At 67.6% G+C, this 26,381-nt stretch carries 28 protein-coding genes; 10 read left to right on the top strand and 18 right to left on the bottom strand.

What is annotated here, in order from left to right:
• Positions 1 to 15: 15 nt before the first annotated feature.
• A complete protein-coding gene (locus HUT07_RS00775; RefSeq protein WP_254898792.1) occupies positions 16 to 357 on the bottom strand; it encodes a hypothetical protein in 342 nt (113 codons plus the stop codon).
• Positions 358 to 872: 515 nt separating this feature from the next.
• Here HUT07_RS00775 and HUT07_RS00770 point away from each other — a divergent pair.
• Complete coding sequence (locus tag HUT07_RS00770; protein ID WP_176019299.1) at positions 873 to 1,241, top strand: hypothetical protein; 369 nt, start codon at positions 873 to 875, stop codon at positions 1,239 to 1,241.
• A gap of 30 nt (positions 1,242 to 1,271) precedes the next feature.
• Here the strand turns inward: HUT07_RS00770 and HUT07_RS00765 are convergent, their stop codons facing one another.
• Positions 1,272 to 1,952, bottom strand: a complete 681-nt coding sequence (locus HUT07_RS00765) for a hypothetical protein (RefSeq protein WP_176019298.1) — start codon at positions 1,950 to 1,952, stop codon at positions 1,272 to 1,274.
• Positions 1,953 to 2,098: 146 nt separating this feature from the next.
• Here HUT07_RS00765 and HUT07_RS00760 point away from each other — a divergent pair, with 146 nt between their 5' ends.
• Positions 2,099 to 2,554 carry a nuclear transport factor 2 family protein gene (locus HUT07_RS00760; protein WP_254898790.1) on the top strand — a complete coding sequence of 152 codons (456 nt, stop codon included), beginning with the start codon at positions 2,099 to 2,101 and terminating at the stop codon, positions 2,552 to 2,554.
• A 94-nt stretch (positions 2,555 to 2,648) separates the two neighbouring features.
• Here the strand turns inward: HUT07_RS00760 and HUT07_RS00755 are convergent, their stop codons facing one another.
• The 5 genes from HUT07_RS00755 to HUT07_RS00735 all read right to left on the bottom strand — a co-directional run bounded on the left by HUT07_RS00755 (position 2,649) and on the right by HUT07_RS00735 (position 5,739).
• Entirely contained in the window at positions 2,649 to 3,674 is a 1,026-nt protein-coding gene (locus HUT07_RS00755) for an NAD(P)H-dependent glycerol-3-phosphate dehydrogenase (RefSeq protein WP_176019296.1), read from the bottom strand.
• A gap of 20 nt (positions 3,675 to 3,694) precedes the next feature.
• A complete protein-coding gene (gene secB / locus HUT07_RS00750; protein ID WP_176019295.1) occupies positions 3,695 to 4,213 on the bottom strand; it encodes a protein-export chaperone SecB in 519 nt (172 codons plus the stop codon).
• Between the two features lie 99 nt (positions 4,214 to 4,312).
• Positions 4,313 to 4,750, bottom strand: coding sequence for a rhodanese-like domain-containing protein (locus tag HUT07_RS00745; protein WP_025875933.1), 438 nt, complete (start codon positions 4,748 to 4,750; stop codon positions 4,313 to 4,315).
• Positions 4,751 to 4,807: 57 nt separating this feature from the next.
• Positions 4,808 to 5,239, bottom strand: a complete 432-nt coding sequence (locus tag HUT07_RS00740; RefSeq protein ID WP_176019294.1) for a hypothetical protein — start codon at positions 5,237 to 5,239, stop codon at positions 4,808 to 4,810.
• Between the two features lie 32 nt (positions 5,240 to 5,271).
• The gene (locus HUT07_RS00735; protein WP_176019293.1) at positions 5,272 to 5,739 is read right to left on the bottom strand and encodes a YiiD C-terminal domain-containing protein; all 468 of its coding nucleotides are present in this window, start codon (positions 5,737 to 5,739) and stop codon (positions 5,272 to 5,274) included.
• 35 nt (positions 5,740 to 5,774) lie between these two features.
• On the opposite strand from HUT07_RS00735, the gene HUT07_RS00730 reads away from it, so the two are divergent.
• The 3 genes from HUT07_RS00730 (at position 5,775) to HUT07_RS00720 (ending at position 8,962) form a co-directional block, all read left to right on the top strand.
• Positions 5,775 to 6,563: a uroporphyrinogen-III synthase gene (locus HUT07_RS00730; RefSeq protein ID WP_176019292.1), complete on the top strand. Its 789-nt coding sequence runs from the start codon at positions 5,775 to 5,777 to the stop codon at positions 6,561 to 6,563.
• Positions 6,564 to 6,667: 104 nt separating this feature from the next.
• Positions 6,668 to 7,648 carry a uroporphyrinogen-III C-methyltransferase gene (locus HUT07_RS00725; protein ID WP_176019291.1) on the top strand — a complete coding sequence of 327 codons (981 nt, stop codon included), beginning with the start codon at positions 6,668 to 6,670 and terminating at the stop codon, positions 7,646 to 7,648.
• Between the two features lie 6 nt (positions 7,649 to 7,654).
• Positions 7,655 to 8,962 (top strand): heme biosynthesis HemY N-terminal domain-containing protein, encoded by a 1,308-nt coding sequence (locus HUT07_RS00720; RefSeq protein ID WP_176019290.1) that lies wholly within the window; start codon positions 7,655 to 7,657, stop codon positions 8,960 to 8,962.
• A gap of 121 nt (positions 8,963 to 9,083) precedes the next feature.
• Here HUT07_RS00720 and HUT07_RS00715 read toward each other — a convergent pair whose 3' ends face one another.
• Positions 9,084 to 10,379 carry an acetyl-CoA C-acetyltransferase gene (locus tag HUT07_RS00715; protein ID WP_100461806.1) on the bottom strand — a complete coding sequence of 432 codons (1,296 nt, stop codon included), beginning with the start codon at positions 10,377 to 10,379 and terminating at the stop codon, positions 9,084 to 9,086.
• A gap of 93 nt (positions 10,380 to 10,472) precedes the next feature.
• Between HUT07_RS00715 and HUT07_RS00710 the strand changes: the two genes are divergently transcribed.
• Positions 10,473 to 11,360: a hypothetical protein gene (locus tag HUT07_RS00710; RefSeq protein ID WP_176019289.1), complete on the top strand. Its 888-nt coding sequence runs from the start codon at positions 10,473 to 10,475 to the stop codon at positions 11,358 to 11,360.
• 139 nt (positions 11,361 to 11,499) lie between these two features.
• Here HUT07_RS00710 and HUT07_RS00705 read toward each other — a convergent pair whose 3' ends face one another.
• From HUT07_RS00705 to HUT07_RS00690, 4 genes are all read right to left on the bottom strand, one after another.
• Complete coding sequence (locus tag HUT07_RS00705; protein WP_176019288.1) at positions 11,500 to 12,120, bottom strand: superoxide dismutase family protein; 621 nt, start codon at positions 12,118 to 12,120, stop codon at positions 11,500 to 11,502.
• A 33-nt stretch (positions 12,121 to 12,153) separates the two neighbouring features.
• Entirely contained in the window at positions 12,154 to 12,723 is a 570-nt protein-coding gene (locus HUT07_RS00700; protein ID WP_176019287.1) for a superoxide dismutase family protein, read from the bottom strand.
• A 93-nt stretch (positions 12,724 to 12,816) separates the two neighbouring features.
• On the bottom strand, positions 12,817 to 14,265 hold the full coding sequence (ntrC, locus tag HUT07_RS00695; protein ID WP_176019286.1) for a nitrogen regulation protein NR(I): 1,449 nt from the start codon (positions 14,263 to 14,265) through the stop codon (positions 12,817 to 12,819).
• Positions 14,258 to 15,319 carry an ATP-binding protein gene (locus HUT07_RS00690; RefSeq protein ID WP_176019285.1) on the bottom strand — a complete coding sequence of 354 codons (1,062 nt, stop codon included), beginning with the start codon at positions 15,317 to 15,319 and terminating at the stop codon, positions 14,258 to 14,260. The genes ntrC and HUT07_RS00690 overlap by 8 nt, the downstream gene beginning before the upstream one ends.
• Positions 15,320 to 15,458: 139 nt before the next feature.
• Between HUT07_RS00690 and HUT07_RS00685 the strand changes: the two genes are divergently transcribed.
• Together HUT07_RS00685 and HUT07_RS00680 are read left to right on the top strand one after the other, a co-directional pair.
• Positions 15,459 to 15,740, top strand: a complete 282-nt coding sequence (locus HUT07_RS00685; RefSeq protein ID WP_176019284.1) for a type II toxin-antitoxin system RelE/ParE family toxin — start codon at positions 15,459 to 15,461, stop codon at positions 15,738 to 15,740.
• Between the two features lie 13 nt (positions 15,741 to 15,753).
• Entirely contained in the window at positions 15,754 to 16,050 is a 297-nt protein-coding gene (locus HUT07_RS00680; RefSeq protein ID WP_176019283.1) for a HigA family addiction module antitoxin, read from the top strand.
• A gap of 44 nt (positions 16,051 to 16,094) precedes the next feature.
• Here HUT07_RS00680 and HUT07_RS00675 read toward each other — a convergent pair whose 3' ends face one another.
• The 4 genes from HUT07_RS00675 to HUT07_RS00660 form a co-directional block, all read right to left on the bottom strand.
• Complete coding sequence (locus HUT07_RS00675; RefSeq protein WP_176019282.1) at positions 16,095 to 18,140, bottom strand: TonB-dependent receptor; 2,046 nt, start codon at positions 18,138 to 18,140, stop codon at positions 16,095 to 16,097.
• A gap of 83 nt (positions 18,141 to 18,223) precedes the next feature.
• Positions 18,224 to 18,538 carry a hypothetical protein gene (locus tag HUT07_RS00670; RefSeq protein ID WP_176019281.1) on the bottom strand — a complete coding sequence of 105 codons (315 nt, stop codon included), beginning with the start codon at positions 18,536 to 18,538 and terminating at the stop codon, positions 18,224 to 18,226.
• A gap of 97 nt (positions 18,539 to 18,635) precedes the next feature.
• Positions 18,636 to 19,802: an MltA domain-containing protein gene (locus tag HUT07_RS00665; protein ID WP_176019280.1), complete on the bottom strand. Its 1,167-nt coding sequence runs from the start codon at positions 19,800 to 19,802 to the stop codon at positions 18,636 to 18,638.
• Positions 19,803 to 19,869: 67 nt separating this feature from the next.
• Entirely contained in the window at positions 19,870 to 21,378 is a 1,509-nt protein-coding gene (locus HUT07_RS00660; protein ID WP_176019279.1) for an alpha/beta hydrolase, read from the bottom strand.
• Between the two features lie 238 nt (positions 21,379 to 21,616).
• Here HUT07_RS00660 and HUT07_RS00655 point away from each other — a divergent pair, with 238 nt between their 5' ends.
• Positions 21,617 to 23,215 (top strand): sensor histidine kinase, encoded by a 1,599-nt coding sequence (locus tag HUT07_RS00655; protein WP_254898789.1) that lies wholly within the window; start codon positions 21,617 to 21,619, stop codon positions 23,213 to 23,215.
• On the top strand, positions 23,203 to 23,910 hold the full coding sequence (locus tag HUT07_RS00650) for a LytTR family DNA-binding domain-containing protein (protein WP_176019277.1): 708 nt from the start codon (positions 23,203 to 23,205) through the stop codon (positions 23,908 to 23,910). The genes HUT07_RS00655 and HUT07_RS00650 overlap by 13 nt, the downstream gene beginning before the upstream one ends.
• Positions 23,911 to 23,983: 73 nt before the next feature.
• Here HUT07_RS00650 and HUT07_RS00645 read toward each other — a convergent pair whose 3' ends face one another.
• Together HUT07_RS00645 and amt are read right to left on the bottom strand one after the other, a co-directional pair.
• The gene (locus HUT07_RS00645; protein WP_176019276.1) at positions 23,984 to 24,730 is read right to left on the bottom strand and encodes an N-acetylmuramoyl-L-alanine amidase; all 747 of its coding nucleotides are present in this window, start codon (positions 24,728 to 24,730) and stop codon (positions 23,984 to 23,986) included.
• A gap of 210 nt (positions 24,731 to 24,940) precedes the next feature.
• The gene (amt, locus tag HUT07_RS00640; RefSeq protein WP_176019275.1) at positions 24,941 to 26,371 is read right to left on the bottom strand and encodes an ammonium transporter; all 1,431 of its coding nucleotides are present in this window, start codon (positions 26,369 to 26,371) and stop codon (positions 24,941 to 24,943) included.
• Between the last annotated feature and the right edge of the window lie 10 nt (positions 26,372 to 26,381).

Below are 26,381 nucleotides of genomic sequence, written 5' to 3'. Positions count from 1 at the left end.
GGGTCGGCGCCGAACCTACGGGCCAGAAGGCAACAGCAATGCCTGCGCTCGTTCTGAAAGCGGGCAGCCCTGCTGGTGCAGCAGCGTGATGGCTTCCCTGGCACGTCGAACCAAGCCGGTATTGGCGATGAAAGTCGTCTTCGCTCCGTGGAACTCCAGCACCACGTTCTCGGTTCCAGGGGCCTTCCGATAGTCCACCCTGGCGATCTCGCCGTAGGGCCGGGTGCGCGTCCGCAGAACGCGATACTCCACATGATCTGCATGGAGAATCAGCTTCGGGTTGAGGCTGTTGCTCGCCCACGCGAACCAGGGAAGGAAGGTGAATCCTGCGAAGGCCGCTTCCAGGGTGACGATCAAGGGCTTTTCCAAAATGAGCTCCTGCAGCACGACAGGAGCTTAGTCCAGTTGCGCCCGCCTTTTGGCGGCTTTGTCGTCATTGCCTCGCTGAGGTGACAGCACACTACGCTGGCAACCACGACGCATGTCGCACATTCCTCAATCACTTAGGGCCCTTGCGCCATCGGTGTCTGGGGCGGCTTAACAGCGTGCAAAAATGCTGAAAGCGTCTTGCACCAAGCGTTGAATGCAACTTGTCTGATTGGCGTTGTGCAGCCACAGCGGTACAGATGACGGGCCATCGAAAAAGGATGGCCGGGCATCGAAAACCCGTGGCACTGCGTACGTTGTTTACGCTTGCTGGCCGGCGTCACCTCGCGTGGCGCCGGTCGGCAATCCGTCTGCCGGCTATGGCGGGCGGAGCGTGGAGGCCTTGTGCCTGCCGGCCTTGTACGCACTGTCCCGGTTTTCGAGCCACGTCTCCGCCCGCCACCTTTGTGTGGCGGCTACCGTCTGTCCTGCACGGAGCCCCAGCCATGACCACACCGGAATTCCCCCGTCCCCAACCCTATCGCGCTGCAGACGATGAGGTACCAGAGCAAACGCCTGCGCTCGATCCCACAGCCTTCATCGCCACCCTGACGCGGATTGGAAAAGGCGCCGCCGCCGATGGCCAGCCCTGGCCTGAGCTTCACCCGATGCCTGGCCGCCGCGTGGCGCTGGCTGATGCGGACTGCGCACTGGCAGGCCTGCGCGTAGCGCTGGAAATGCTGTTGGCGGCCGAGCGCGTCCGCCAGAGCGGCCCGCACGACGAGTATGTGGGCGATCGGGTGATGGAGGGTTTGATGATGGCGTGCCTGGCGCTGAGCGCGCAGGTCAGCGCGCGGATGCGACCGGAGGAATAGCGCCGGAGAATCTTCCGGCGCTACCGCCTGTCACCCGCAGGAATCGCCGTCGTCCTTCAGCATCGCCTCGTCCACCGGCCGCTCGTGCTCGATCAGGGCGCGCTGCTCCGCGGTCGGCTCGCCCAGCCACCACACTTTGCAGCGCGCGGTAAGGCGACCGACCATCTTCGATTGCGTCGGCGAGTACAGCATCGCCAGCGCGGTGGTCGGGCACTGGTGTGCCTGGCAGGCGGTGTAGAACCACCACGGCTCGCCCTGCAGCACCATCAGTTCGCCAGGCCCGCTGGGACCGCTCAACAGGCGTTCGCGCAGGGAGGGGATGTCCTTATCGGGCGATTCGGCCGCCGCAGTGTTCTTCATCACGGCATTGAACGCGGCCAGCACCTTCGGGTCCTTGCGGCCGCAGTCGTCCACGCTGTTGCCGCCGACCAGGGTGAAGAAATGGGTGGCCAGCGGATTGTCCTTGCAGGTGAGCTCCGCACCGGGGGTTTCACCTTCCGGCTCGCCTTCGTTGTCCCACACCGAGGGGTCCACGCCGTCTTCGATGGACGGCGCGTTCTCGACCACCGTGGCGGTGGCGGCCGGGGCTTCCGTCGCCGGCGTGGCGGTAGCGGCAGGCGCGGCAGTGGTGCCTGCGTCCGGTGCCGGTGCCTGCGTGCAGGCGGCAAGCAACGCGAGCATCCCTGCCATTCCAATCATTCGAGACTTCATTCCCTGTCCTGTTTCCGTAGGTGATGTGCGACGCGTTCGCCAAGCCGGCGACCGTGTGATTCTACCCGCCAGCCAGGTTGATACTCTGGCGGTCACGCCATCCATCACCGTGAGGATGCAAACACATGCGCCACTCAAGATGTGCCGTGATTCTTCTTGCTGGCCTGCTGATGACCGGGCCCGTCATTGCGCAGCAATCGGCCGCACACTCGCCCGCCGCACGCCCTGCCGATGTCACTCTGCCTGACGCGCTGGATCGCGTGCTGCGCGATTACGAACAGGCGTGGCGCACGGGTGATGCGAAGGCATTGGCCAGGTTGTTCGCCGAGGACGGTTTCATCCTGCAGAGCAACCAGCCGCCTGTGCGCGGGCGCGCAGCAATCGAGGCAGCGTATGCCGGCCAGGGAAGCAGCCCGTTGCGGCTGCGCGCGCTGGCCTATGCCGCCGAGGAAACCACCGGTTACATCATCGGTGCCTACACCTACGGCAACAACGTAGGCGATACCGGGAAGTTCACGCTGACGTTGAAGCGGGTGGCGGGTGGGCCGTGGATGATCTTTTCGGACATGGACAACACCAACGCGCCGCCGCGGTCGCGGTGATGGGCGTTACGGGTTCCACAGTAGATCCACGCCATGCGTGGATGGGTTTCGCGCACGCACAAAAAAACCCCGGCGCTGGGCCGGGGTTTTCGATTCACTTGAACAGCGTGTCCGGATATTCCGGTTTCTGTTCGCGTGCCAACAACGCACGCAATCCTTCTTCCGGCGTCTGTTCGCCATGCAGCACGGCGCGCACACGGTCGGAGATGGGCAGGTCGATGCCATGACGGCGCGCCTGTCGCATCACTTCGTCGGCGGTCTGCACCGACTCGACCACCTGACCGATCTCGCGGATGGCGTCCTGCAGCGTCTGCCCACGGCCCAGGGCCAGGCCCAGGCGGCGGTTGCGCGACAGGTCGCCGGTGCAGGTCAGCACCAGATCGCCCAGACCCGCCAGGCCCATCAGCGTTTCCGGCTTGGCGCCGATTGCTGCGGCCAGGCGCAGCATCTCGTTGAGGCCACGGGTGATCAGGCCGGCACGGGCGTTCAGGCCCAACTGCATGCCATCGGCCACACCTGTGGCCACGGCCAGCACGTTCTTCATCGCACCGCCCAGTTCGGCACCGACCATGTCGTCGCCGGTGTAGGCGCGGAACGCCGGGCCGTGCATGGCCTCGGCCACCGTCTGCGCGAACTCGGGCACGTCGCCGTGCACGGTGATCGCGGTCGGCAGGCCCAGGGTCACTTCCTTGGCGAACGACGGCCCGGTGACAACGGCCAGCGGCACGTCCTCACCCAGCACGTCGCGCGCCACTTCATGCAGGAAGCGGCCGGAGCCGGGCTCGAAGCCCTTGGTGGCCCAGGCCACGCCGGCACCGGCCGGACGCAGCGGCGCCAGCGCACGCACGGTTTCACCGAACGCATGCGACGGGGTCACCACCAGGATCCACGCGGCACCTTCCACCGCCGACGCCAGGTCGGTGGTGGCGCGCAGCGATTCCGGCAACGGAATGCCCGGCAGGTAACGCGGATTCTCGTGGCGCTGGTCGATGGCTTCAACCACGGCGGCATCGCGCCCCCACAGCACGGTCTGGCGACCGTGCCGGGCGAGCAGCGTAGCCAGCGCGGTTCCCCAGGAACCGGCGCCGAGTACGGCAATCTTGTCAGCGGTAGTGCTCATCCGTGACGTCGCGGCCGGGATCAGGCGTTGCCGACCGGCTCGGAGTCAGCCAGCGACGGTGCGTCGCCCTGCTCCTGGCGCTGGCGCAGGGTTTCTGCGTACAGGCCTTCGAAGTTGATCGGCTGCAGGAAGAACGGCGGGAACCCGCCGGCCTGGATCAGGTCGCTGACCAGCTGGCGCACGTACGGGAACAGGATGTTCGGGCACTGGGTGCCGAGCAGCACGTCGATCGACTGCGGGTCCAGGCCGACCAGGCCGAACACGCCGGCCTGCTTCACTTCGGCCACGTACGCGGTGCGCTCGCCGGCCTTGCAGGACAGGGTCACGGCCAGCACGACTTCAAAGGCATTCTCGCCCAGACGCTGGACCTGCTGGTTCAGGTTGAGCTGCAGTTCCGGCTGCACCTGGTCGTTGAAGATCGACGGAGCATTCGGCGACTCGAAGGAAACGTCCTTGACGTAGATCTTCTCGACGGTGAACGCGGGGCCGGTGGCGGCATCGACCGGCGCGACAGCGCCGTTGGTGGTCTCTTCGGACATTTCCAGTAACTCCAGTGAATGCAATGAAAACGATGGTCGAATTACTGCGATGGGGGCGGCGGAGGGCGCAAACAAGGCCACATCCGCCACCGCCTGCGATCAGTTGCGGCCCTTGACCAGCGGCAGTTCTGCCTGCTGCCACGCGGGGATGCCGCCGTCGAGCACGAAGACCTTCTCGAAGCCGGCCTTCTTCAGCGCCTTGGCAGCGGTCTCGGACGCGTTGCCGCTGCGGCACACCAGAACCACCGGGGCCTGCTTGGCATTGGCCACCAGCTTGTGTTCGGGGCCGAACGCGCTGGCCTGGGCGCTGCGGCTGCCGGCGATGTGGCCTTTTTCGAAATCAGCGCTGGGCGACAGATCAACTACCACCGTGCCGCCCGCGTTGATCAGCTGGGTCAGTTCGGCGGGCTTGATGCCCTTGAAGCCCCGGAACAGGCGGCGGATTTCGGTGACGATGAGGGCCACGGTCAGGCCGACCAGGGCCGCGGACAGCATCGGGTTTCGGCCTGCGAAGGCCAGCAACTCTTCGTAATTCACTCAGGTCACGGGTCGATTAAGCGGGCGCCGATTGTCGCACAAGCCGGACGCGACCCGTCACTGCCCCTGCCAGAGGTCCGGCAGGCCCGCGCTTTGCCACCAGCGCTTGGCTTCCGGATCCCAGCGCCAGCGCTCGGTCACCACCACGGTGCGCTCGGCCTGGGTGTTCTGGTTGATCACCCCGATTTCGACCCGGCGCTCGACCAGACCGCCGTCCAGCGCTGCCGTGCTGCGCTCGCGGTAGGACGACACGCGCAGTTGGGCATAGCGGTTGAGTTCGAATTCAGTGGGCGGCTTGGACTTGCGCAGCTGCGGGTCCAGGTAGCTGATGGCGTCGTCCATGCTGCCCCAGCGGATGGTGGCGCCGTAGGCGATCTGGGTCTCTTCCAGCAGCTTGCGCTGCTTGCGGCTGAGGTCGTCGGCGGCAGCACCGGCGGCGGCGCTGAGCAGCAGCAGGGAACACAGGAGGATCTGGATGAGGCGGCGCATCGGTGGATTCCGCAGGGCGTCAGCCTGCCATCCTACCCTTTGGCGAAGGCAACGAAACGACCACTGAATTCGGCCGCGGCCTTGCCATCGGCGCCGGGCTGGGTCGCGACGATGCTGATGCGGGCCTTGCGGCGCTGGCGGAAGGTGTTCAGGAAGGCATCCCAGCCGGTTGCTTCGGCCGCTTCTGCATGGGCATGCAGGTCTTCATAGACCGGCGCCAGGTAGCGCAGGTTGCTGTCGGCCACGTAGACCTCGGCGTCATGGCCGGCCAGGCGCAGGCGCAGGCTGACCAGCGCCCAGCCGGACAGGGTCAGCACCGAGGCCAGGCTGCCACCGAAGGCGTTGCCCTTGTCGTTGACGTTGGCGGCCAGCGGCGCGGTGATGCGCAGCACGCCGTCGGCATAGCCATCGAGTTGGATCTGCATGGCGCGGACCGCCGGCATGCAGTCCAGCACGTCCTGCAGGGCGGCCAGCGAGGAAGTCAGAGCATCAACGGACATCGGAGCAGAGACCACGACAACAAAGGGCCCGCATAATGACGGGAATGGCCAACCATACGATACCCACTGGCTGGACCCTGATCTCGCTGCGCCCGCAGGGCCAACAGTCGACGCTGCGCCACGCCGCAGCTGCGCTGGGAGGCCGCACTGTCGCGCTTTCGCCCTGGCGGCTGCAACGTATGCAGGGCATTGCCGCTTTGCAGCAATTGAAACGGGCGCTGACCAGCGATCGGGTGGTGTTCACCAGCCCGGCGGCCGTTGCGGCGGCGGCCAGCCTGCTGCCGCTGGCGACGGCGCAACGCAGCCCGTGGCTGACCGTGGGCGAAGGCACCGCGCGTGCCCTGCTGGCACAGGGTGTCACCGACGTCCATGCGCCCCAGCGGATGGACAGCGAGGGGCTGCTGGCGATGCCGGTGCTGGGCGATGTGCGCGGCATGCAGATCGGGCTGGTGACCGCACCGGGAGGCCGCGGCCTGATTGCCGCCGAACTGCAGGCCGCCGGCGCGCACATCATCCGCGCCGATGTCTATCGACGGCTGCCACTGCGCTTGTCGCGACGCATGTTGGCGCGTTTGGCCCGTTCTCCGACGCCCTGGCTGCTGGCGATCAGCAGTGGCGAGGCATTGCAGCGTGTCTGGCAGCAGCTGCCTGCGCCCTGGCAGCATCGGCTGCAGGCGAACGCCATCGGTCTGGTGGCCAGCGACCGGCTGGGCGCGCAGGCGCTGGCGCTGGGGCTGACGCGGGTGGTGCGCAGCGAAGGTCCCACGCACCTTCAGTTGATCGCCGCTGCACACGCTGCGCTCACCGGGCCGGCAGCGACCTGAACAGGCACCCGGCGGCGGCTTGCCGGTGTCGTCGGCAACAGTGATGCTGTGCACAACGCTGCCTGCCGGATCGGTTCCGGTGTTGCCGCCGACAAGGAAGCCCGATGAACGACACTCTGCCGCCCGCTCCATCGCCCCATCGCCCCATGCGCTGGCTGTTGCCGCTTGCCGTGCTGGCGGTGCTGGGCGCAGGCGGCTATGCCGGTTACCACTATTGGCAGAAGCAGCAGAGCGACCAGCTGGCGCAGGCGCAGACCACGGCCGTGCAGCTGAAGGGGCTGGAGGACACGGTGGAGGCCTTGCGCCGCGACCAGCGTGCCGCCAGCCAGCGCCTGCAGGATGCGGCCACCACCAATCGGGTGCTGCGCGATGAAATGCTGGGCCTGTCGCAGCGCAGTGCCCTGCTTGAAGAGAACCTGGCCAAGCTGGCCGACAGCGCCAACCAGGGGCGCCAAGCCGTGCAGCGCGATGAGGCAGAACTGCTGCTGACCCAGGCCGCACAGCGGCTGGCCTTCGCTGATGACGTTGACGGATCGCGCCGACTGTATGCGCTTGCCGCCACCGCATTGGCCGATCTTCCCGACAGCGACGGCCTCAACCTGCGCCAGGCACTGGTGCAGGAACGCAACGCGCTGGATGCGTTGGGCGCTGGCCCTCGCGTGCAGTCACTGCAGCGCCTGGACGCGCTGGGCAAGGCCCTGCAGGGCCTGCCTTCGCAGATCGCGCCGACGCCGGCCGACACCACCGCAAAACCGTGGTGGCAGGCCGCTCTGGCACCGTTCGTGGACATCACCCCGAGTCGTCTGAACGGCCCGCTGACCTCGGCCGAGCGCACCACCATCGACACGGCGCTGCAGCTGGAACTGACCCTGGCGCGTGCAGCGATCGAACGCGGCGACGGCAGCGGCCGCGATGCCGCGCTGAACAGAATCGATCTGTGGGCACAACGGCGCTGGCCGGATTCACCGGACCTGCGCGCGCAACGTGCTGAACTCCATGCCCTGCGCACGCTGCCTCTGCAGGCCGATGACACCGTGCTTGGCAGCACCCTGCAACAACTGCGTACCCAGACCGACCGGAGGTAAGCCCGTATGAAACCCCTGCAATCACTGGTCGTGCTGTTGCTGGCCGTAGCCATTGGCGTGGTTGCCGCGCAATGGCTCGGCACCGATGACCTGAACCGCTACGGCGAAGTGACCCTGCGCTACGCCGGCTACGACTACCACAGCAACCTGCCGAAGGTGGCGCTGCTGTCGGTGATCGGCGTGCTGGTGCTGTGGCTGCTGTGGAGCCTGATCGCCGCACCGTTCCGTGCCTGGGGCCGCTACCGCCGCAAGCAGGGCCGGGTGCGCCTGATCGATGGCCTGCTGGCGTACGAGCATGGCCAGTGGCAGCGCGCTGAGAAGCTGCTGGACGGTGCCGCCAAGGATCCGGAAGTCAGCGGGGTTGCACTGGCCAATGCTGTGCGCAGCGCACAGGTGCGCGCCGATGCACCCGCTGCCGAGGCGCTGCTGCAGCGCTTGGGCGAAAGCGATGCGACGTTGCAGGCGCTGCTGCGTGCCGAACAGCTGCTCGCCAGCGATCTGCCGGTGGATGCGATCAATGTACTGGACGTGGCGGCAATCCAGCCGCTGCCCCCGCGCGGTCTGTGGCTGCGCACCGAAGCGCTGGCACGTGCTGGCCGCGCGCACGAGGCGTACGGCCAGCTGGGCGCACTGCGCCAGACCAAGGTGCTGCCGGCCGAGGCCAGCAGCGAACTGGAAGCACGCCTGGCCGCACAGGCACTGCTGGAGGCGGGCGACGTCAATGCCCTGGCTGCGCAATGGGAAGCCACGCCGAAGGCGCTGCGACCGACCCCGGACGTGGTTGCCGCCTACGCCACCCGTGCGGTTGCACTGGACTGGGACGAACCGGCACTGCTGGCGCTTGAGCAGGCCCTGGACCACCGCTGGGATGACGAACTGGGGGCGCTGTATGGCCGTCTGCCGGCCGAACGTCTGGCTACGCGCCAGGCCAACCTGCAGCGCTGGCGCAACGTGCACGATGACTCGGCGGCCCTGCGCCTGGCCCAGGGCCGCATCGCGCTGGCGCAGCAGCAGTGGGATGCCGCCGATGCATTCCTGCATGAAGCCATCGCCGCGGGCGCCGGTGCCCCTGCGTGGGAAGCGCTGGGCGAAGCCTTCGCACAACGGGGCGAGCACGTGCTGGCTGCGCAGTGCCTGACCAACGCACTGCGGCTGCAGCGTGGCGAAGACAGCGTGGCACTGGTGCGCACACCGACAGCGGTGGTCGACGCGCCGCTGCATGCGACCGTCGAGGAGCAGTCGATTGCACCGCTGCCGCCGGTGTATGACGCCAACGAAGAGCGCGATGAATTCGGCAACCCGCGGTTGCCGTGATTGCGGTTGAGGCGTGCCGACCAACGGTCGGCAACCACCGAGGCAACAACGAAAACGCCGCCCATCGGGCGGCGTTTTCAATTCCAACGTTGCCGGCCAGCGGCCGGCACTACCGTGGTGTTCAACGTTCGACGATCGCCACTACGCCCATGCCGCCGGCGGTGCAGATCGACACCAGCGCACGGCCACCGCCACGCTCGGCCAGCTGCTTGGCGGCCGTGGCAATCACGCGCGCACCGGTGGCGGCGAACGGGTGACCGGTGGCCAGCGACGAACCCAGCAGGTTGATCTTGTCCGGGTCGATGCGGCCCATCGGCGCATCCAGGCCCAGGCGGTTGCGGCAGTAATCCTCGCTCTCCCACGCACGCAGGGTGCACAGCACCTGGGCGGCAAAGGCTTCGTGGATCTCGTAGATGTCGAAGTCCTGCAGGGTCAGGCCGTTGCGCTTGAGCATTTCCGGCACCGCCACGGTCGGGGCCATCAACAGGCCTTCGCCGTGCACGAAATCGACGGCCGACACGTGTGCGTCGCGCAGGTACGCCTGCGGCTCGTGGCCATGCGCCCGAGCCCACTCTTCGCTGGCCAGCAGCACGGCGGCGGCGCCGTCGGTGAGCGGGGTGGAATTGGCGGCGGTCAGGGTGCCGCGGCCGGACACCTTGTCGAACGCCGGCTTCAGCGTCGCCAGCTTTTCCAGCGAGGTGTCGGCACGCAGGATGTTGTCGCGCTCGACGCCGCGGAACGGTGCGATCAGGTCGTTGAAGAAACCGCGCTCATAGGCGGCGGCCAGCTTCTTGTGCGACGACACCGCCCACTCGTCCTGCGAGTCACGCGAGATGTTCCACTCCTTGGCCATGTCCTCGCAGTGGTCGCCCATGCTCTTGCCGGTACGCGGCTCGGCCACGCCGGGGAACTCCGGCTTGAGCTCGGCGAACTTGAAACCGGAGGTCAGCGCGCGGATCTTGTCGCCGGTGGTCTTGGCGCGGTTGGCGGCCAGCAGGCGCGCACGCAGCTTCTTGCCGTACACGATCGGCACGTCGGAGGTGGTATCCGAACCGCCGCCGATGCCGGACTCGATCTGGCCGAGGGCAATCTTGTTGGCGACGGTGATGATGCTGTCCAGCGAGGTGCCGCAGGCGCGCTGCAGGGTGATGCCGGGGGTCAACGGCGACAGCCCCGAGGACAGCGTGGCTTCGCGGCCCAGGTTCCAGTCGCTGGAGTGCTTGATGACCGCACCCATCGCCACTTCGCCCAGCTGCTGGCCGTGCAGGCCGAAGCGCTCGACCAGCGCTCCCAGCGTGCGCACCGACATGCCGAGGTTGCCGACATCCGAATACGCGGTGTTCTGGCGGCAGAACGGAATGCGGACGCCACCGAGGATGGCGACGGGACGAGCGTTGGGCATGGAGATACCTGGCATGGATGAGGGTGTCTGCAACATGGCCTGCACGACAGAGCAGGCATAATGGGGCCAAGTGTAGCTGCCGCCCTGTGATGGGCCAACCGTGGAACCATGAGCAAACCCGACCCTGCGATGAATGCCCTTGGCGTGCTGGCCCTGGAACTGGCCGGCGGCGAAATCCCCCGCCAGGCCGTGCTCAGCGCTGAACAGGCCGGTGAACTGGCCGAACGCGTCGGCCGCGACCTGTCCAAGCTGGTGCCACAGGTGGCCGAGCTGGACCTGGTGTTCGCCGCCGCCCATTTCGATCCGGCCGAAGTGCTGCGCCCGGGCTGGCCGATCCATCGCCGCCTGGAAGAACTGCAGATGCGCGCGCCCGGCCGCAACCAGGGCCCGCGCGTGCTGGCCTTCGGCGCCGATGCCAGCGGTGATGTGCCGCTGCCGTTCCAGGCCGACGCCACCCTGGTTGGCGGTGGCCTGCGGGTGGTGCCGTTCCTGCTGACCGGCAGCGAGGTGGCAACCACGGCGGCCGTGGCCAATGCACTGGAAGAGGTGTTGCTGGCCAATGGCATGGCCCACGCCGATACCGCGCTGATGGCGCAGAACACGTTCGGTGCGCGCGTCGAGCATGCGCGCTATTTCACCGTGAACGATCTGGCCGCGATGATGTCGATGCAGTACGACAACCAGGGCCTGGCCGCGCTGTGGCCGTTGATTGAAACCGCGATCATGGCCCCGGGCCAGGACGAGTGGCTGACTGACGCGCCCGAGCCGTTGCTGCGCTATACGCAGGGCGAAGCGCGCATGGCGCTGTTCGATCCGGCCGGCTGGTGCGCGCATTACAACCACGGCAAGGGCGACTGCGAGCGACTGCAAGGCATCTACGAGCAGTTCCTGATGCGCCAGCGGCAGATGGCTGCGGTGCTGGAAGCACACGGCGTGCCGGTGCTGTTCGTGCATTGCGAGGCTGGGCAGGACGCGCGCGAGCTGCTGGCGCGCTGACGGGAAGGATGGCCGCGGCGTGTTGTAGAGCCGCGTCCATGCTCGGCTCAGGGCCCCGGAAGAGCAGCCGAGCGTGGGCTCGGCTCTACAGGAAGCGATGCAAAGAAAAACGCCGGCTTGCGCCGGCGTTTTCTGTTTCTTACGGGGCCTTGTTGATCACTGCACAAGCCAGGCGTGCACCGGCGTTGCCGGTCGGCTGGGTCTTGTAGTCGTCCGCGTCGGCGTGGACGATCAGGCCGCGGCCGATGATGTCGAAATCGTCACCCTTGCCGATGTTGACGTTGCTCGACACCGGGCCATCGATGGTGGCTACGCCCTTGTCATCGGCCTTGATGTTGGGCATGTCGCCGCCGTGGTGCGGATCGGTGGCCACGTTGCCGTGGTCCTGCTTGCCCGGGTTGAAGTGGCCGCCGGCGCTCATGCCGTCCGGTGCGCTGCAATCACCCTTCTCGTGGATGTGGAAGCCGTGCTCGCTGCCCGGCTTCAGGCCGGTGATCTGGCCGGATGCGTGGACCTTGCCGTCGACCAGCTTGAAGGTGATCGAACCCTTGGTTTCATTGCCCTGGGTCGGTGCCAGTTCGGCAGTGGCCGAGGTTTCGGTGGCAGCTGTCGGGGCGGCAGCCGGCTCAGCCGGGGCGGCCGTGCCTTCGGCCGGGGTGGCCGCCGGAGTTTCGGTGGCCGGTGCTGCCGACTGCTGGTTGCAGGCGGCCAGGCCCAGTGCGGCGATGGCGGCGAACAGCGAAGTGTGGATCAGACGCATGGAAACGCTCCTTGGAAAATGCCGGTGGCGTGATCAGCGGATTACCCGGATCACACCGCAGGCGATGCGGACGCCGGCATTGCCGGCGGGCTGGCTGCGATAGTCGTCGGCCTTGGCATGCACCACCAGTGCACGTCCGGCGATATCCGTGGCGGCGCCTCCGCCCAGAGTAACGCCCTTCAGATGCACATCGACGTTGGCACGGCCCTGCGCATCGGCCTGCAGGTTGTCGATGTCGCCCAGGTGGTGCTTGCCGCTGCCGGCACGACCGTGCGCGACACCGGCGGGATTGAAGTGGTTGCCGGCGCTGCTGGCGTCCACCGCGCTGCAGTCGCCGCGCTCATGGATGTGGAAACCGGCCTGCTGCATCGGCTGCAGGCCGCCCACCAGACCGGTGAGGTGCACGCCGCCAGGTTCCACCATCAACGCCAGGCGGCCACTGACGATGCTGGCCGAGGCAGGCGCCAGATTGGCTTCGGCCTGCTTGGCGGTGCTGACCACCGTTGCCGGAGGCGGTGTGGGCTGCGGCTTCTTCGGCGCGCTGCCACAGGCAGACAGGAGCACGGCGGCGGACAGCGGCAGAAGGGCGAAGGACAAGCGCATCGAGGACTCCTTGCAGGTAACACTACGGACGGCATCGTCCATGGAGGATCAACAGTTCGGCAAGTGGGTGCGAGGATCGCGTGCAGGCATCGTTCAATGGCCGCCGCGACGGCGCCCGGCGCCCAGCTTGCGGGTAAGCGTATTGCGGCCGAGGCCCAGCCGCGCGGCGGCTTCGGCGCGACGACCATGGGTGATCTGCAGCGCGGCCTCCAGCAGGGCGTGGTCGACCCGTTCGCGTACCTGCGCATGCAGGCCTTCAGTGCCTTCGGCCAGCTGCCGGCGTGCCCATTCGGACAGCAGCGCTTCCCATTGGCCCGGATCGCCGGCGGCCGTGCTGCTGCGCCGGCTGCGGGTGCGGTTGAGCGCGGTATCGACATCGGCCACGCCAATCGTGTCTGCGGCAGCCAGTGCAGCCATGCGCCAGCACACGTTTTCCAGCTCGCGTACGTTGCCTGGCCAGTCATGCTCGCGCAGCGCCTGCAATGCAGCCGCGGTCAAGCGCTTGGGCGGCGTATCGAGCTTGCGTGCGGCAGCGGCCAGGAAGGTGGTGGCCAGCTGCGCGATGTCCTCGCGGCGCTCACGCAGCGGCGGCAGCTGCAGGCGCACCACGTCCAGGCGGTGCAGCAGGTCGGCACGGAATTTTCCCTGCGCGACCAGGCCTTCCAGATCCTGGTGGGTGGCGGCGACCACGCGCACATCGACGCGGATCAGTTCGCGTCCACCCACACGGAAGAATTCGCCCTGCGCGAGCACGCGCAGCAGGCGCGTCTGCAGCGGCAGCGGCATGTCGCCGATTTCATCGAGGAACAGGGTGCCGCCGTTGGCCTGCTCGAAGCGACCGATGTGGCGCCGCTGCGCGCCGGTGAACGCACCCGCCTCGTGGCCGAACAGCTCGCTTTCCAGCAGCTCGGCGGGGATCGCGGCGGTGTTCAGCGCGACGAACGGTTGCTGTGCACGCGGCGACTCGCGGTGCAGCGCATTGGCCACCAGCTCCTTGCCAGTGCCGGTCTCGCCGATGATCAGCACCGCCAGCGGCGCCTGCGCGAGGCGGCCGATGGCGCGGAACAGCGCGCGCATCGGTGGCGTGTCGCCCACCAGTTGCGGCGGCTGGTCGCTGGATGCGTCTGCAGCCGGAGTGGGCGCGGCCATGGCCGGCGCTACCGCAGGCAGCACGCGCTGGGCCAGCGCCACCGCATCGTCCAGGTCGAACGGCTTGGACAGGAACTCATGCGCGCCGCCACGGAACGCGCCGGCGGTACTGGCCACATCGGTGTACGCCGACATCACCACCACCGGCAACTGCGGCAGCGCGGCCTTCAGCTTGTCCAGCAGCACCAGGCCATCGTCGCCGGGCATGCGCACGTCGGTGAACAGCAGCGCAGGTGGCGGGCTTTCGGCCAGCGCTTTCAATGCAGGAGCAGCGCTGTCGAAGTCGACCACCTGGTAGCCGGCCTCGCGCAGCGCGGTGCACAGCACGAAGCGTACGGCGCGGTCATCGTCGACCACCCAGATGCACGGCGGGGACGAGGAAGACTCAGACATCGCGCGGGGCCTCCTCGGCGGTGGCGGTGCCGTTGCCGATCGGCAGCAGCAGGGTGAAAACGGTATGCCCCGGGCGCGACCGGTAGGTCAGCGTGCCGCGATGTTCGCGCGTGACCTGCTGGGCCAGCGCCAGGCCCAGGCCAGTGCCTTCGGCGCGACCACTGACCAAGGGCAGGAACAGGTGTTCGGCCAGTTCCTCGGGCACGCCACGGCCGTCGTCAGCGATTTCCAGGCGCAATGCCAGGGTGTGCAGCTGTTCGGCGATGCGCACGCCGTGTTCAACGCGGGTGCGCAGGGTGATGTTGCCGGCGCCGGCCTGGATGGCATTGCGCACCAGGTTCCAGACCGCCTGGGTAAGGCGGTCGGCGTCGCCGTCGAATTCGGGGATGCTGGGGTCGTAATCGCGCTGCAGGCGCACCGCCCAGCCGGCCTCGTTCTCGGCCAGACGCAGCACACGCTCCAACGCGGCGTGGATGTTCAGCGCCGCATGCGGTGCGGCCGGTGCCGGTGACAGCAGCTGCTCCAGCAGGCCATTGAGCCGCTCGATCTCCGAGCCGATCAGATCGATCAGCTCACGTTCGCTGGCATCGCGCTGCGCGGCGCGGCGGGCCAGCAGCTGTGCGGCGCCCTTCAACCCGGCCAGCGGATTACGCAGCTCATGCGCCAGGCCCTTCAGCGCCGCGCTGAGCGCGCTGGGCAGGGCCTGGGTCGGGTCAAGCCCGGGAAACTCATCGACCGGATGCGCCTCCAGCAGCCAGCCGCCATCGTCGCGGCGGCTCATCCAGCCTTCGGCAAAGCGCGCCCCCTCGCCGGGCAAGGCCAACGCCAGCCGGTTCAGGCGCAGGCTGTCGCGCTCGTCGCGGGCCAGGAAATGGGCCAGCGCCTCACCCTGCACTTCCAACGCGGCCAACGGCTGGCCCAGCAGGCGCCGGCCGCTGACGCCCAGCCAGCGCGCGAAGGCCGGGTTGCAGCCGGCAATTCGGCCATCGGGCCCGGACCAGGCCAGCGGCGTGCCGAGGGCATCGAGGGACGGCGGGGGCGTGGGGTCGGACATTGCACCAATGTAGTGCAAAAATTGGGTCCGGCATCGGATCACAGCGAATGCGTCGCCAGCCGTCGCGCCCGGGACTTCACCAACGGGGTTGCTCCCCAGATACTAACGACATACGATACTATCGACTCGCGTTACCATCATGCCGATCCAGTCTTTTGCCTGCAGGCGTACGCAGGCGCTGTTCGAGGGCCAGCGCGTAGCGAGATGGCATCGCATTGAAGCCGTCGCCCTGCGCAAGCTGGCCATGCTCAATGTGGCGGTCGATCTGCGAGATCTACGGATACCGCCGGCCAACAGGCTGGAATCGCTGCTGGGGGACCGGCAGGGCCAGTACAGCATCCGCATCAATGATCAGTTCCGGATGTGCTTTGTGTGGACCAGAGAGGGGCCCGCCGAAGTTGAAATTATCGATTACCACTGAAGGAGCCGCGCTCATGCGAACCGTCCCCTACCCCGCTCCCGGCGAGATCCTGATGCACGAATTCCTGGAGCCCCTGGGCATCACCCAGTACCGCCTGGCCAAGGCGATCGGCGTGTCGCAGCGCCGTATCGGCGAGATCGTCACTGGCCATCGTGCCGTGACGGCGGATACCGGGCTGCGCCTGTCCCGCTACTTCGGTGTGTCCGACAAGTTCTGGATCGGCCTGCAGGCCGATTTCGATGCTGCGATGACCAAGGAGAGACTGGCCGACGTGCTGGCCCGCATCGAACCGTACAACGCGGTGGCGTGAGTCCGCGCGGGTCGAGCAAGCTCGACCGCTACCGGCGTTGCGGGTTACAGCTTCATGTTCAGGCCGACGAACACGCTGCGGCCCGGGGCGGGCGAGAACATCGGCCGGGCGCTGTCCCAGAAGAAGCTGTCGTACCAGGCGTAGGCGTACTCGCGGCCGGTGACGTTCTTCAGCTGCAGGTCCACGCTCCACGCCGGGGTGATCTGGTACTTCGCGCTCAGGTCCAGCACGGCGAAGCCGCCGAACTTGCCGGCCACGTTGCGCTCTTCCAGGTAGTAGTCGCCCTGCGCACGCGCCTGCAGGCCCAGCTGCAGGGCATCGCTGGCCTGGTAGTCCAGACCGAGGTTGCTGATGTGACGCGGCGTGGCCGCGACTTCGCGCCCCTGCAGGGACACGCCGGGGGCGCGGTCGTCGCGGGTGATCTTCGCCTCCTGGTAGGCATGCGACGCCCACAGCGTCCACGCGTCTCCCAACTGCGCGCTGATCTGCATATCCACACCGCGGCGGCGGGTCTTGCCCAGCGTGACGGTCGTGCCGGTGGCTGGCATGTTGGACACTTCGTTTTCTGCATCCTGCTGCCACACCGCCAGGCGGGCCTGGCTGCCGGCAAAAGGCTGGAACTTCAGGCCCAGCTCCATGCCGGTGTTGGTGGACGGCTGCATCGGCGCCTGCCCCGCGGTGAGGTAGGCCGGCGCGGTGGAACCGGTCAGCACCTGGAAGGTGCGGCCCCAGTTGGCATAGACGTGAGTGTGCTCACCCAGGCTGTGGATGACGCTCAGCTTGGGCTGGCCGATGCTGCCGTAATCCTGCAGGCGGCCGGTGATGCCGTTCATCAGCCGGGTGTGGCCGCTGAAACGGTCCACGCGGTAGGCCGGCACGATCTTCCAGGCGTCGGCCGGCTGGTAGATGGCCTGCACGTAGGTACCCCAGTTGTCGAAGCTGTGACGATCGTTGTTCTGCACGCGTGCCGGAGGACGGCTGAAATCGGTGGGTTCGGCGTAGGCGTAGCGCTCGCGGATGTAGCCGTTGTCCTGCTGTTCGTAGTTCACACCACCTTCGACGGTGAGGGTGGCGCTGGCCTTCCAGGTGAGCGTGCCGAGCAGGCCCGTTTGGCGCTCGTCCCACAGGCGGCGCTGGCGCGGCAGACTACCGGTGGGCAGATCACTGAAGGTCACCCGGCGGTCGTCTTCGTAGCGGTTGTAGTACAGCCGCGTGCCGAAGGTGAGCGCGTCGCTGAGCTTCATGTCCAGGTGCGCGGCGAACTGGCGCATGTCGCGGTCATCACCATCATTGGCGTTGCGCAGGTCGCTACGGCGGCGCCCCGCATGCAATTCTTCTGCCGTCATGAAACCCGGCTCGTCGGCCTCGTGGTGATAGGCGCGTGCGGTCAGGCCGATGCGCAACCCGTCTTCCAGCGAACCGAAGAACCACTTGCCTCCCAGCGAGTACTTCTTCGAGCTGTCGTGATCGCGGTAGCCGTCACTGGCCTGGGTACCGACGAAGTAGTTCTGCGCGAATCCGTCGGCTTCGCGGCCCACTGCCAGTTGCGCATCGCGGGTGTTGTAGCTGCCATAGGCCAGTCGCGCGTCGGTGTAGGTGCCGCCCTGGCGCGTGCCGAAGTTCACGTTGCCGCCGATGTTGTGCAGGCCGTAGCGCGGGTCGTTGGTACCGCGCACCACTTCGATGTAGCTGATTTCCAGCGGAAACAGCATGTCGATGAAGCGCTGGTTGCCACTGTTGACGTTGCTGGGGATGCCGTCGATCAGGGTCTTGATGGCATTGAGGTAACCCTCGCCGTTGAAGGCGCGGAAGCTGACCTTGCCCGACTCGGCACCCTGCCGGGTCTCAGTCAGCTGGATGCCGGGCATCTGCCCGAGCAGTTCCCAGCTGTGCGACACATTGCGGCTTTCGATCTGGTCCGCGCCCAGCACGTCCACCGAGGTCAGCACCTGATGCGCGCTCAGCTGCCCCTCGCTGTGCTGGTGCACATCGACCTTGCCCAGGGTGAGCGCGGCGTCGGCGGACTGGGCGAATGCTTCAGGGGCGAACGGGGCGGCCGCGAGCGCGGCCACCAGCGTGGAAGTCTTCATCGGGAGGCGGGTGGAAGGCGAGAAATGAAACTTTATAACATTTCGATTTCGCCAGCCATCCGATGATTGCAGGCCCCTCGGCCTTAGACGGGGTAGCCGGTGCCTTCCCGGGCCTTCTTCCAGGCGATTTCAAACTCGCGCGCGGTGATCTCGTCATCTTCATCGAAATCCATGAACGACACCGGCTGGTCAGCCAGCACGAAGCGGTCATCGCTCTGGCCGGTTTCATCGGCCCACACGAACTTGGCCCCGTAGATCTCCACCTGGCGCACGATCTTCTCGCCACGGGCTTCCATCAGCACGTTGCCCTTGCCCAGGCCGGATTCGGCCCAGTGCTTGTAGTACTTCTTGGCGCTGGATTTTGCGGTGTTCTTTGGGTTGTTCTTTGCGTAGGTCATTGCATTTGTCCTGGCCGCAGGTGCGGCCGGAGAGATCGGAAGGGCGCCATTATCCCCCAGCCCAGCGGTCGCCGAAGCGGCCGCCTTCCACAACGGCTCAGTGGGCAGCGGCCGGCAACGCCACGCCCTTCGGCCACAGCATCCACAGGTTGCCCTGCTGCTTCATGTCGCCGGCCAGCTTGCCGGCGGCATCGCCGCTACCCCAGTACAGGTCGGCGCGCACCTCGCCGGCAATGGCGCCACCGGTATCCTGCGCGGCCACCGGGCGCACCACCGGCGTGCCGTCCGGGCGCGTGGTCGACAGCCACAGCAGGCTGCCCAGCGGCACCACGGTGCGATCCACCGCCACGCTGTAGCCGGCGGTCAGCGGCACGTTCAACGAACCACGTGGGCCTTCCGGGCTGTCCGGGCTGCGCACGAAGAACACATAGCTGGGATTGCTGCGCAGCAGCTCCGGTACGCGCGCCGGATGTGCCTTCGCCCATGCGCGGATCGTATCCATGGTGACGTCTTCCTTCTTCAGCTCGCCCTGCTCCACCAGCCAGCGGCCGATCGCGCGATAGGGATGGCCGTTCTGCTCGGCATAGGCCAGCCGCACCTGCTTGCCATCGGCCAGGCGCACGCGGCCCGAGCCCTGGATCTGCAGCAGCTGCAGGTCCATCGGATCGGTCAGCCAGGCCAGCACCGGTGCCTTGGCGCCCTTGCTGGCGATGCTGCCGGCGTCGTCGTAGGGCTTGAGTACCTTGCCTTCCACGCGACCGCGCAGGCGCTTGCCCTTCAATTCGGGATAGACACTGTCCAGCTGCACGACCACCAGATCATCGGGGGTGCCGTACACCGGCACGGTCGCCGTGGCGGTACGGGTGAGGCTGCCCGGGTAGATGGGTTCGTAGTAACCGGTGATCAGGCCGTCGGCGCGATGGCCACCGGCGCGCAGGGAATAGACATCGAGATCGCGCTGCAGGAATGCGCGGATCGCGCTGGCGTCCTTGTCGGACACGGTGCCGGCGGTCGCGCAGGGCCTGGCCCAGGTCGCATCGTTCTTCAGCCGGGTGCAGCTGCTGCGCCAGGCGGCGAAACCTGCCAGCAGGTCGCTATCGGATACGGCCGGCAACGTGCTCCAGGCGACCTTGGCGTAGGTGGCCGCAGGCTTTGCGGCGGCAGGCAATTCGGGACGGGTGCCGGTGGTGGAACAACCAGCAAGCACGGCAAGCGCAAGAAGGCTCCAGCACGTGCGGTTGAAGGGGGCGATGAGGTCAGTCATTGCCCCAATGTAGTGCAATCGGGCGTGGCGCAGGACCGGGATCGCATCCTGCGCCACACGACGGGCCTTATCGCTTGCCGCCCAGCAACTCACTGCTGTGGGTGGCGAACACCGGCGGCGGCACGTCCAGCACGGTGTCGTTCACGACGCGGCCGGCGAGGAAATCGACGATGCTGCGGGCGATGGCGGGGTTGCCGGTCCACAGCTCGTTGTGGTGGCTTGCATTGCGCACCAGCAGCGCGTGGCCGTTGCTGAACCCCGGCAGCAGTGCAGCGGCATTGGCCGGGGGCGTACGACCATCCAGCGTGCCGCTGATGAACAGCACCGGCACCTCGCTGTGCAGCGGGCTGCGGAAGCCCTCACCCAGGTCGGCCAGACCGAGGCCTTCGCCGATGGCCGGGAACGGGAAGTTCAGCCCGTCACCGAACAGGCTCTGGCGTGCCTGTGCTTCGGCCAGCGCCCGGCGCTGCGGACTCTGCCCGGAGGCGACGTCCATCGCCAGACCCATGGCCGGGAACTTCGCGAACTGGGCGCGCCCGATCAGCACCATATCTGCCAGCGGGTCGTAGTTGCCGCGCTCGGCCTCACGCAGCACCAACGGCAGCCATTGCTGGGGGACGCGTTGCCCCAGCATGTTGGCGATGACGATCTGCGCGTCGTACAGGCCGATGGTGACCTGCTTGCCCTCATGCATGTGGCTGCGGCCCTGCCGCGGTTGCTCGCGCAGCGCCTGCAGCACGCGGGTGACCGATCCGGCGAGATCGTCGAAGCCATCCTTGCGCGCAAGCACCGCCAGCTCCTGCAGCAGCGCGTCGCTGCTCAGCGGCAGCTTCAGCGTATCGTCGGGACCTTCGGACCCCATCAGCACCACGCGCTCCAGACCGCCACCATGCAGGCGTACCGTGGCCAAGGCCAGATGGGTGCCGTAGCTCATGCCCCACAGGCTGATCTTCGGCACGTCCAGCGCGCGCCGCAGATCGTCAAGGTCGCCGGCACTCTCGGCCGTGGTGTAGGCACCCAGGTCCACGCCAGCCTGCCGCCAGAACGCTACGCACTTGGCGGTCGTCGCCTGCAGCACGGCCAACGCCGCATCGCGCTGCAGCGGCTGCGCGTCGTCGAATCGGCTTTCGTGGGGACATTCCGGCGGCGGCTCGGACTGGCCGGCGCCGCGCTGGTCGAGCAGCAGCACGTCGGATTCGCGCCGCACCTGGTCGAACACCGGCCAGCGCGGACCCCGTGCAGTGTCGATACCGGAACCACCCGGACCACCCGCCAGGTAGACCACCGGTGCCGCGCGGCCATTGCCGGCCGTCGCGCGCAGGCGCACCACCTTCAGGTGCAGGCGCGGACCGTCCGGCTCGCTGTGCCGACGCGGCACCTCCAGCGTGGCGATCTCGGCGGGAATATCGCCATGGCCCTTGGTCTGCAGTGTGTAGGGCTCGAAGGCCAGCGCCGCCGGACTGGCCTGCGCGGGAAGGGCCGCGGCCAGGGCCAGGCTGAGCGCGGCGAGGGTGGCGGCCACGACAGGGCGACGAACCTGGAAACGGCTGGAGGAGGTACAGGCGCTGCGGGTCATGTTGGGCTCCGATGGAAGGATGTGCGCCGCCAGCATCTGCTCCCTCGCCGCGTTGCGGACGCGTCCGTCTGCCGAACGTCTCCAGACGGCAGCCCAATGTCTCCGCGCTGCCGATACGATGGCCGCCATGCAGATCCTACGAACCCTGGCTGTCCTCGTTGTATTGCTTGCGGCCGTCGCCGCGTGGCTGATCGCGACGGCGCCCCCGCCCGGAATGGTGCAGCTGCGCGGGGCGGAGATGGCACCTGCGAACCTCGGAGCATCCGGCCCCCTGCCGACGCGACCGCCGCAGGACCTGGCCTGGCAGCCACTGGACCAACGCGCGCTGGCGCGCTGGCGCGGCCCGTACTGGCTGCGCTGGCATGTGCCTGCGCCGGCTGTCGCCGGTGATCACGGCCGCGCCCTGCGACTGTCGCTGCGCGCGGCCAGCCAGCTGTACTGGAATGGCACGCCGTGGATCAGCAATGGCGTGGTCGGCCGTACCGCCGAAGAAGAACGGCCGGGACGCATCGACATCGTCCGCGTGCTGCCGCCTCCTTCGGCCAACGCCAGCGATGAGCTGGTGGTGCTTGCGTCCAGCAAACGGCAACGCTTTGCTCTACATGGTGCCGATGCGATGGTACTGATCGCGCCTGCCGCCGTGCTGTACGGCCAGGTGATCCTGCCGTGGCTGATCGCCGCCTTCGCCACCGGTGCGCTGGCGGCAGCGTGCCTGTACTTCCTGGCGGTGCTGCGCGGCCAGGCGCACAAGCCCGGCGCGCGCCTGCTGCTGGCGCTGGGGGTGGTGGGACTTGCACTGCCCGCGGTCGAGGCGTGGCGATCACTGCTGGGCTACACCTACCCGTGGCACGGCGTTCGCCTGGTCGCGCTGCTGGCCCTGCATGTGGCCGCAGCGTTGCTGCTGCCAGCCTATCTTGCGCGTCGCTTCGAGGTGGCCGTGCCCAAGGCAGGTGGTTTCATCTATCTGGCGCTGATCATGGCCGCGGCCATCGCATTGCCCGGCTTCGACACTCGCTCAGCGGCGGTGCTGCTGTTGAGCCTGCTGGCCTCGGTGTGGGTGCTGCTGCGCACGCCTGCGGGGCAGGAAGACCGATGGCCGATCCTGGCGCTGCTGTCTGCCGGCCTGCTCGCGCTGCTGGTCGCACGCGGTGCCTTCCTTGATGGCCCTTACTTCCTGCTGCTGGCGGTGCTGATGGTGTTCCTGCTACTGCGCCACGCTGCCCAGTTGCAGGCGCTGGACCGGCACAACGCCCGGCTGCGCGAAGAGCGCGCGCGGCTTTCGCTGCAGTTGTTGCAACGGGGTATCCAGCCGCATTGGCTGATGAACACGCTGACCTGCCTGCAGGAGCTGATCGAGCAGTCGCCGATGCGCGCCAGCCGCCTGGTGGAGTCATTGGCTGATCAGTTCGATCGCCTGCGCGACAGCAGCAGCCGCCAGAGCGTGCCCCTGCAGGACGAGTTGGCGTTGTGCCGCAGCCATCTGGATATCGTCGGTCTTGCTCTGGACCGGCGCATGATGCTGGACGTCGAGGGCGAGGATGCGGCGATTTCGTTGCCGCCCGGCGTCCTGCATGCGCAGGTGGAAAATGCACTGACCCATGCCGGTGCTGTCGCCTGTGCACTGCACCCGTTCCGCCTGCGCGTGCAGCGCGACAACGCGCGCTGGATACTGGAACTGCACAGTGCGCGAGGCTCGGCCCCGCATCGCGGACGTGGCACCGGCACGCGCTACATCGAGGCCAGTCTGGCGGCAGCCAGCCCCGCCGGCTGGAGCTTCGTGCAGGGCATCGACGGTGACCACTGGTGCGGCCGGATCGAGCTGACATGCGCATCCTGATCGTCGAGGACGAGCCGCTGGTGCGACAGCGCCTGCTGCGCCTGTGCAGCGAGGTGGCCGGTGCACGCGCGCGTTTCGATGCGGTGGCCGATCTGGAAGCGGCCGGCGACCGCTTGCAGCGCAGCGTCTACGACGGCCTGCTGCTGGACCTCAACCTGGGCGGCGACGATGGCTTCGAGTTGCTGCGCCGCGCCGTGGCCGGGCGCTACCAGTGCGTGGTGGTGTCGGCACACCGCGAGCGCGCATTGCAGGCGTTCGAACACGGCGTACTCGACTTCGTACCCAAGCCCTTCTCACGCGAGCGCCTTGCCCAGGCGCTGGAACGGCTGCTCGACACCGGGGGCGTCCGCGCCGGTCGCGCGCGGTATCTGGGCATCTGGCGCGCGCAGGGTACAGCGACCGTCGAACTGGTGGACGTGCTGTGGATCCGCGCCGACGGCGACTACAGCCAGGTGCGCTTGCGCGACGGTGGCAGTGAACTGCATGACAAATCCCTGGCCGCGCTGGCCAGCGTGCTGCCTGCGGATTTCGTCCGCTGCCATCGTTCCTACCTGGTCAACCTGCGCCAGATCCGCACCCTGCACGCGGCCTCAGGCAGCCGCTACTGGCTGGTGTTGAGCGACGGCAGCGAGTTGCCTGTTGGCCGCGCGCACGTGGTAGCACTGCGCGAAGCGTTGGGCATGGAAGGCGGGTAGCGCCGGGCCATGCCCGGCGGTTCCCAACCGAGGCCGCGCTTCGCGCTCGCCGGGCGTGGCCCGGCGCTACTGGTCATGGCGTCTGCAGCAACAGCGAATGCAGGATGCGCGCGTCTTCGGCGTCGAGTGTTTTCGGTAGTGTGTCGCTGCCACGGAAGCGACGGTGGAATGCTCGAACCGCTGCTTCGCGGTTGTCGAGCGGATAACCGAAGCGCGCCAGCGCGGCCCATGCATCGAAGCCTTCCGGCGCAGCACCGTCGGCGGCGCGCGGCCACACCCCGAAACCGGCGTCGGCCAGCTGTTGCCACGGGAAGAAGCGGCTGGGATCTTCCTTGCGCGTCGGCGCCAGGTCGGCGTGGCCGATCACCTGCCGCGGTGGGATGTTCAGCCGATCAGTGAGGTCGCGCAGCAGCAGGATCAGCGATTCGATCTGCACGGGACTGAAGGGTGTACGGCCGTCATTGTCCAGCTCGATACCGATGGACGCGGAGTTGAGGTCGGTGATGGTGCCCCAGCGCCCGGAACCGGCGTGCCAAGCGCGGCGCTCATCGGCCACCAGCTGGTAGCGATGGCCATCGGCACCGATCAGATAATGCGCGCTGACCCGTCCGCCGCTGTTGGCGGTACGCAGCGTATGCAGGCTCTGCTGCACCGATTTCTGCTCGGTGTGGTGGATGACGATGATGACCGGCGTGCGCGCGTTCTGGTTGGGTGACGGCACCCAGGTGGCGAGCGGATTGCGGGTTTCCTGCGGCGTGGAGGCACAGGCGGCCAGCAGCAGGCAGGCCGAGAGCATCAGGGACGTGCGGATCGGGTGCATGGCCTGATTGTGCGTGATAAGCCCGGACGATGCAGTAGAGCCACGCCATGCGTGGCTGGGTCACCGACCGTGCCGACCAACGGTCGGCACCCACCTGAGCAGGAACAGTGCCAAGCAAGCTTGGCACCTACCAGAGCAGTAGCGCCACGCCATGCGTGGCTGGGCCACCGACCGTGCCGACCAACGGTCGGCACCCACCATGTAGATGCATCAGGCCTCGTAGGCCGATTCACCATGCGAGGTCACGTCCAGACCCGTGCGCTCTGCTTCCTCGGTCACCCGCAGGCCGACCACCACCTTGACCAGCAGGAGGATGGCCGCGGTCACCACCGCCGACCAGACCACGGTGAGGCCGACGCTGACCACCTGCACCCACACCTGGTGGCCGATATCCAGATCGGCCTTGGTGCCGCCCAGCGACTGCGCGCTGAACACACCAGTGAGGATCGCGCCGACGATACCGCCCACGCCATGCACACCGAACACGTCGGCGGTGTCGTCCACCTTCAGCAGGCGCTTGAGGCCGGTCACGCCCCAGACGCAGACCACGCCGGCGACGAAGCCGATGACGATCGCGCCGAGCGGACCGACGGTGCCGCAGGCCGGGGTGATGCCGACCAGGCCCGCCACCGCACCCGAGGCCGCGCCCAGTGCCGACGGCTTGCCCTTGCTGATGGCTTCCACCAGCGTCCAGCCCAGCACCGCTGCGGCCGTGGCCAGCACGGTGTTGAGGAAGGCCAGCGAGGCGACGGTGTCGGCTGCAGCGGCAGAACCGGCATTGAAGCCGAACCAGCCGACCCACAGCAGCATCGCGCCGATGTAGGTGAACGGCACGTTGTGCGGCTTCAGCGCGGTCTGGCCATAGCCCAAGCGCTTGCCGACGAACCACGCGGCCACCAGACCAGCCACGCCCGCATTGATGTGGACCACGGTGCCACCGGCGAAATCGATCGCGCCCAGCTCACCCAGGTAACCGCCGCCCCAGACGATGTGCGCCATCGGGATGTAGCTGAGGGTGAACCACAGCGCCGAGAACAGCAGCACCGCACGGAACTTGATGCGCTCGGCAAAGGCACCGACGATCAGTGCGGTGGTGATGCCGGCGAAGGTCGACTGGAAGGCGACGAACAGGTAATCCGGCAGGCCCTTGATCGGCGTGTTGCCGACCGACTCCGGGGTGAAGCCCTTGAGGAAGGCGAACTCGGTGAACGAGCCGAAGAACGGATTGCCGGCGCTGAACACGGCGCTGTAGCCATAGGCCACCCACAGCAGCAGTACCAGCGAGAACACCACCAGGATCTGGCTGAGCACCGACAGCACGTTCTTCGAACGCACCAGGCCGCCGTAGAACAGGGCCAGGCCCGGCACCACCATCAGCAGCACCAGCAGGGTGGAGGTGAGCATCCAGGCGACGTCGCCATGGTCGTAGGCGGGCGCAGCCACCGCTTCGGCAGCCGCCGGCGCAGCGGCAGTCGGGTCCTGCAGGGGCTCGACGGCCACGGCCTCGCTCTGCAGCGGCGTGACCTGGGCCTGGGCATGTGCATTGCCTGGCCAGACACCGGCGGCCAACGCGCTGAACAGCATCAGCAGGCACACCAGATGGAACCGGGCTTGCCACCCGGTGAGAAGGCGCATCTTCATGGGGGAGTCT

This window comes from Stenotrophomonas sp. NA06056 (assembly GCF_013364355.1).
Taxonomy (GTDB): Bacteria; Pseudomonadota; Gammaproteobacteria; order Xanthomonadales; family Xanthomonadaceae; genus Stenotrophomonas.
The sequence above is the reverse complement of the archived record's forward strand: the minus strand, read 5'-3'. Positions and strand labels throughout refer to the sequence as shown.